Origin of the sequence: Streptomyces pathocidini (assembly GCF_001418495.1) — a bacterium.
In the GTDB taxonomy this organism is placed as follows: Bacteria; Actinomycetota; Actinomycetes; order Streptomycetales; family Streptomycetaceae; genus Streptomyces; species Streptomyces pathocidini.
On the sequence record NZ_LIQY01000570.1, the window covers coordinates 1 to 5,439 of the forward strand.

Annotated in this window: 7 protein-coding genes and 2 pseudogenes; all 9 read right to left on the minus strand. The window is 71.9% G+C overall.

Annotated features, from left to right (window positions below; translation table 11 throughout):
• Positions 1 to 23 precede the first annotated feature (23 nt).
• Positions 24 to 602 carry a hypothetical protein gene (locus AOK16_RS22740; RefSeq protein WP_240483706.1) on the minus strand — a complete coding sequence of 193 codons (579 nt, stop codon included), beginning with the start codon at positions 600 to 602 and terminating at the stop codon, positions 24 to 26.
• Positions 603 to 667: 65 nt separating this feature from the next.
• Positions 668 to 1,054: a hypothetical protein gene (locus AOK16_RS29120; protein ID WP_338058498.1), complete on the minus strand. Its 387-nt coding sequence runs from the start codon at positions 1,052 to 1,054 to the stop codon at positions 668 to 670.
• A gap of 78 nt (positions 1,055 to 1,132) precedes the next feature.
• Positions 1,133 to 1,282, minus strand: a pseudogene (locus AOK16_RS29125) (pilus assembly protein TadG-related protein); the annotation flags it as partial.
• Positions 1,279 to 1,458 (minus strand): hypothetical protein, encoded by a 180-nt coding sequence (locus tag AOK16_RS22750; RefSeq protein WP_055474021.1) that lies wholly within the window; start codon positions 1,456 to 1,458, stop codon positions 1,279 to 1,281. The gene AOK16_RS22750 and the pseudogene AOK16_RS29125, both read right to left, overlap by 4 nt.
• Before the next feature lie 201 nt (positions 1,459 to 1,659).
• Positions 1,660 to 2,544: a DUF5936 domain-containing protein gene (locus AOK16_RS22755; RefSeq protein WP_055474022.1), complete on the minus strand. Its 885-nt coding sequence runs from the start codon at positions 2,542 to 2,544 to the stop codon at positions 1,660 to 1,662.
• A 13-nt stretch (positions 2,545 to 2,557) separates the two neighbouring features.
• Positions 2,558 to 3,496 (minus strand): type II secretion system F family protein, encoded by a 939-nt coding sequence (locus AOK16_RS22760; RefSeq protein ID WP_055474023.1) that lies wholly within the window; start codon positions 3,494 to 3,496, stop codon positions 2,558 to 2,560.
• Positions 3,497 to 4,834, minus strand: a complete 1,338-nt coding sequence (locus AOK16_RS22765) for a TadA family conjugal transfer-associated ATPase (RefSeq protein WP_055474024.1) — start codon at positions 4,832 to 4,834, stop codon at positions 3,497 to 3,499.
• Positions 4,835 to 4,844: 10 nt separating this feature from the next.
• On the minus strand, positions 4,845 to 5,225 hold the full coding sequence (locus AOK16_RS22770; protein WP_055474025.1) for a TadE/TadG family type IV pilus assembly protein: 381 nt from the start codon (positions 5,223 to 5,225) through the stop codon (positions 4,845 to 4,847).
• A gap of 3 nt (positions 5,226 to 5,228) precedes the next feature.
• Positions 5,229 to 5,439 (minus strand): annotated as a pseudogene (locus tag AOK16_RS22775) (pilus assembly protein); the annotation flags it as partial.

A 5,439-nucleotide genomic window follows, 5' to 3' on the forward strand; every position in this document is an offset into this window, starting at 1 on the left:
GGGGTGAGGGCAGGGGTGGCGGGTCATGAGGTGAGCTCGATGGGGGTGCTGGGGAAACCGGGCAGTTGGAAGTCGACCCCGGTCGTCTTCTCGGGAGGGGCCGGGAACTGCATGAAGACCGCGACGGACCTGCCCGCCTCGACCTTGCTCACCCCGGTGGTGCACAGACACCGCCCTTCGGTGTCACGCAGCACGTAGTAGCGCTTCTTCCCCTTATTGTCGACGAGCGTGGCCCCACCGACCGAGCGGCCGCTGTTCCGGACGATCTCCTGTTCGTTGCCGCGCCAGGCGCTGACGCCGTAGAAGGACTCGCTGCCCGTGTTCTTCACCTGGCCGTTGACCGTGACGAATCCGCCGGAGTCCCGCTGCGCGGACGTGAGGGTGAGGACGAGTTCGTCGGATCCCTTGACCACGGCCAACGTCCGGCTGGGTTCCGGGACTTCACTGCCGCCGTCATCGCCCTTCCCCGCGTCCGGAGGGCGAGGGGACTCGGCGGACGATCCCGTGTCCCCCTGCTTCCCGGCCTCGCCGCCGCATCCGGCCACCGTGAATGCCAGGGTGGTTGCGATCGCGACGGCGGTCACCCCCCTGCGGGCCCTCATGATGGGTCGGATCCTCATCAGTACTGCTTCCTTCGGTCGGCGTACGCGGAGCGTGTGGAGCGGAGTCATTCGGAGAGGTGCACGGAGAAGAGGTCCGATGCTTCGGGAAGGGTGTCTCCGTTGTCCGGATCGAGGCTCCAGTCCCGGTCGTCGCACTTCAGGTTGACCGGATCCCGGCCTCTGTCGCCGCCCTCGTCCTCGTCTCCGGGCGCCAGCCGGCAGCGGGGTTCGATGACCGCGGTGGCGTCCGCCGTGGCGTACTCGTTCTCCGTACCGGGGATGACGGAGTTTCCGATCGGCTCACGTGTCCTCACCTCGACCGTGTACTCCGCGTCGAACACGGTGCCCGGCTCACAGCGTGTGATGACCGCGCCGTTGCGGCCCGCGAAGTCGTCCGCGACCGCGCAGTCCGCGCCGTCGATCGGGCCGTCGAGGCCGAGCCAGTCCGCCAACTCGCCCCCGTCGGCGACCGCGTCGAGCAGTCCCGTACGCAGCTGGTCCCGCGCGTCCTGGGCCAGGGCGAGCGCCGCCGCGTCGGCCGCGGTCTGGGCGCTGTTGCGGGAGGCCGCGGCCTGGCCGACCGCGAAGAAGGCGAAGGCGAGGAAGAGCAGGGCCCCGACCGCCGTGATGTAGATGGGGAACGCCTGCCCGCGATCGCCCGCGCGGATCGAGGCCGTCAGCCTGCCTTGATCTTGTCGATCTGCTCGATGATCTTGTCGGTGATGTCCCCGCCGATGTCCGTTCCGACGATCGCGCCGATGATCACCACCACCACGAGGATGATGCCCAGGTACTCGAAGGCGGTCTGCCCTCTGTCCGGCTGGGACCTCACCACTCGCAGGATTCTGTCCCACATAACGTCCCCCTCTGCTAACGGTCATGACCGCTCCCCGTTCGACACCAGTATGACCGCGCCTCGGCTGTCCATGGCCACCTTCCCGGAGTCGGTGCCGGTCGAACGCGTCAACTCCGGTCGGGCGCCGTACCGTTGGCACCTCCACGGTCTCACAAGTGGTTGCGTTTGCGAAGGGTGCGGCTCGCGAACGAACCGGTGTCCTCATCCCGTCAGGCCCCCGAAGTCCACGTCCGCGCCGAAGGCGAACCCCACCACGAGCAGCAGCAGCGTCCCCGGCAGCATGAACGTCGTGATGGTCAGGGTCGCGCGGGGGATCGTGCGGGCGGCGCGGCGGCGGGCCGCCTGGGCGTCGGCGCGGCGCATGTCGTTCGCGATCTGGATGAGGGTGTCCACGATCGGCGCGCCGAGCTCCTCGCCCTGCTGCAAGGCCGTGACGAACATGGCGACTTGCTCCGAGTCGTTGCGCTTGCGCAGTTCCTCGAAGGCCTGGCGGCGGCCGACACCCATGTCCATCTGGCGCAGGGTGATGCGGATCTCGTCCGCCCACGGGCCCTCGTACCGCTCGGCGACCCGGTCCAGCGCCTGGCGGAAGCCGAGCCCGGCGCTGACGACGACCGCGAGGACGTCGAGGAAGTCGGGCAGGGTGCGCTCGATGGCCGCCTTGCGCTGCTGTACGGCCGACCAGATGCCGACCTCCACCCACAGCAGCCCGAAGGCCACCAGCAGCGCGGCGACGACCGGTTGGCCGCGCAGCAGCAGGACGAGCGCGCCGAAGAAGCCGAGGAAGCCGTAGACGGCGCGGCGGGCGGCGTAGCGGTCGATGGTCAGGCCGCCGGGGTTGCCCGCGAGGTCGATCCGGCGCCGGATCCGGTCGACCCGCCGCGGCCCCATCATCCGCAGCACGGCGGGCGCGTAGCGCATGCCGAGGCGGTCGATGAGGGAGCCGACCGCGCTCGTGCGCGTGGCCCCGACCTCCAGGGCCAGCGCCAGGTCGGGCGGCAGCCTGGCGTCGCGGCGGATCAGCGCAAGGCCGTACGCGATGCCGCCGACGCTCAGCGCGAACAGGGCCGCCAGCAGGAGTGCCACGCGTCCCACCCCCTCAGACGTCGATCTTGGACATGCGGCGGACCAGGAAGAACCCCACCGCGTACAGCGCGACCGCGACGACCACCGCCGCCTGCCCGACGAAGGAGCCGGTCATCCGCTCCAGCGCCCCCGGCATCACCCGGTCGAGCAGCAGCAGGGCGCCGAGGCCGATGGCCGGGACCGCGTACGCCGTGACGGTCACCTGGGAGAGCTGGGTGCGGACCTCGCGCCGGGTCTCCTTACGCTCCTCCAGGGTGCGGGTGAGGTTGCGCAGGGACTGCACGACCGTGCCGCCCGCGCGGTTGGAGAGGACCAGCGTCGTGACGAGGACGACGAGTTCGCGGGAGGGCAGGCGTTCGGCCAGCTCGCCGAGGGCCTCGTCGATGGAGTGGCCGACGGCCAGCCGGTCGGAGACCCGGGCCAGTTCTTCCCCGGCCGGGTCCTCCAGCTCCTCGGCCGCCATGGCGAGGGCGGTGCGCAGGGCGAGGCCCGCGCCGGTGGCGTTGGCCAGGACGCGGGAGAGTTCGGGCAGCTGGTTGATGAACTTCTCGATCCGCTTGGTGCGCTGCCAGTTGAGGAACGCGAAGGCCGCCCACAGGCCGATGAGGCCGGCGACGGGGCCGAAGAACGCCGCCAGGAACGTCGCGGCGACCAGCCACAGCCCGGCCACCCCGGCCACCGTCCACACCAGGAACTCGCCCGGGGTGAGGTCCAAGCCGGTGGCGGCGAGCTGGAGTTGGATGCGGCGGCCCAGGCCCGTACGGCGCAGTCGCCGGTCGACCCCGGCGAACCGGCGCCGCCGCCCGGAGGCGGGCCCGGCCGAGGTCAGCCGCTCGACCAGCTCCTGGCGGCGCGCGCGCCCGGAGGCGTACACCCGTACGCCCGCGACCGCGAGTGCGCCGCCGAGGAGGGTGGCGCCGAGGGTCAGGGTGACCAGCTGATCCAGGCTCATCTAGCGGGCCTCCCTCTGGGCCAGTTGGGCGTCGGAGTCCGCGGCGCCGAAGGCGGGCGGGACCGGCTCGCCTGCGAACCGGAGGCGCTCCACGACCTGCCGGGGCAGCGGGAAGTACGCGTACGAGCCGTGCACGGTCCGGTCCGCGCCCATCGGCCGGGCGTCGAACCGGCAGACGGTGGCGATCCGGAAGGTCTCGCGCCCGCGCGAGGAGAGGAACGCGATCTCGCTGACCTTGCGCGAGCCGTCGGCGTGCCGGGTGAGCTGGACGATGCAGTCGACCGCGCTGTTGATCTGGTCCTGGAGCGCCTCGAAGGGGATCCGCACCTCGGACATGGACGCCAGGGTCTGGAGCCGCATCAGCGCGTCCTCCGCGCTGTTGGCGTGCACGGTGGCGAGCGAGCCGTCATGTCCGGTCGACATCGCCTGGAGCATGTCGAGGGTCTCGCCGCCGCGCACCTCGCCGACGATGATGCGGTCGGGCCGCATGCGCAGCGAGTTGCGTACGAGGTCCCGTACGGTGATCCGCCCCTTGCCCTCCACGTTGGGCGGGCGGGTCTCCAGGCGGATGACGTGGGTCTGCTGGAGTTGGAGTTCGGCCGCGTCCTCGACGGTGATGATCCGCTCCCCCTCCGGGATCAGGCCGGAGAGGGCGTTGAGCAGGGTGGTCTTGCCGGAGCCGGTGGCGCCGGACACGATCACGTTGAACTTGGCCCGGACGAGGCCGGACAGCAGCGTCAGCATCTGCCCGTCCAGGGTGCCGAGGCCGATGAGCTCCTTCAGGCGGTACGAGCGCGGGAAGCGGCGGATGGTGAGGGTCGCGCCGGTCAGGGAGAGCGGCGGGATGACGACGTTGACGCGCTCGCCGCTGGGCAGCCGGGCGTCGACCATCGGATTCGCCTCGTCCACGCGGCGGTTGACGGTGGAGACGATGCGCTCGATGGTCTGCATCAGCTGCTCGTGCGAGGCGAAGCGCACGGGCACCTGCTCGACGCGGCCCGCGCGCTCCACGAACACCTGGTCCGGGCCGTTGACCATGATCTCGGTGATCGAGGCGTCCTCCAGCAGCGGTTCGAGCACGCCGAGCCCGAGCGCCTCGTCGACAACCCGGCGGATGAGCTGGGCCCGCTCGGCGGTCGAGAGCACCGGCCCCTCGCGGCTGATGATGTGCCCGAGCACCCGCTCCAGCCGCCCCCGCCGCTCGGCGGCGGCCAGCGAGGACATCTCCGCGAGATCGATCTCCTCCAGCAGCTTGGCCCGGTAGACGGCGACGAGCCGGCCGTCGCCCCGGGAGGCGGCGGGCTCCTCGGGAGCGGTGACACGGGATCTGAGGCTCATGGTGTCGCTCCTAGTCGCGCGGCATCGTTGCGGATCGTTCCGCCGTGCCGAAGGATCCGATGCCCGGGATGACCGAGGGGATGTCGACGCGGGTGGTGGCCGTGGCCTCCTCCGGGCCGCCGGTGACGCTGACGTCCGCCCGGCTCGCGAGCCAGCCGCTGATCGCCGCGCGGCCCGCGGCCGTCGGGTCGGTCGGCGGGTCCTCGTAGGAGGCCGTGCGGGCGGCGGCCCTGGCGGCGGTGCCCGCCTGGGAGACCGTGTACGCGGCGATGCCCAGCTGGATCGCCGCCAGGCCCAGGATGAGCAGGATCGGCAGGAAGCCCAGGAACTCCAGGGAGACCTGGCCGCGCTCCCCGTCCCGAACGCGCCACCGCCGCAGGGAAGTTCGCATGCCTCACCCCTCCTCCGCCGCCCCGGCCTCGCCGGTGACGGTGAACGGGAAGTCCACCGCCCCCGGGAACAGCACCGGCACGCTCAGCCCGACCTCGGCCTTCCACAGCCCCGCGGCCGCGAAGCAGTCGACGTCGGCGCCGTCCCGCCACGCCCGCGGCAGGTCGCCGGTCGCGGCGGCCACGCACGCGCCCTGCCGGTCGCCGCGCGCGGCG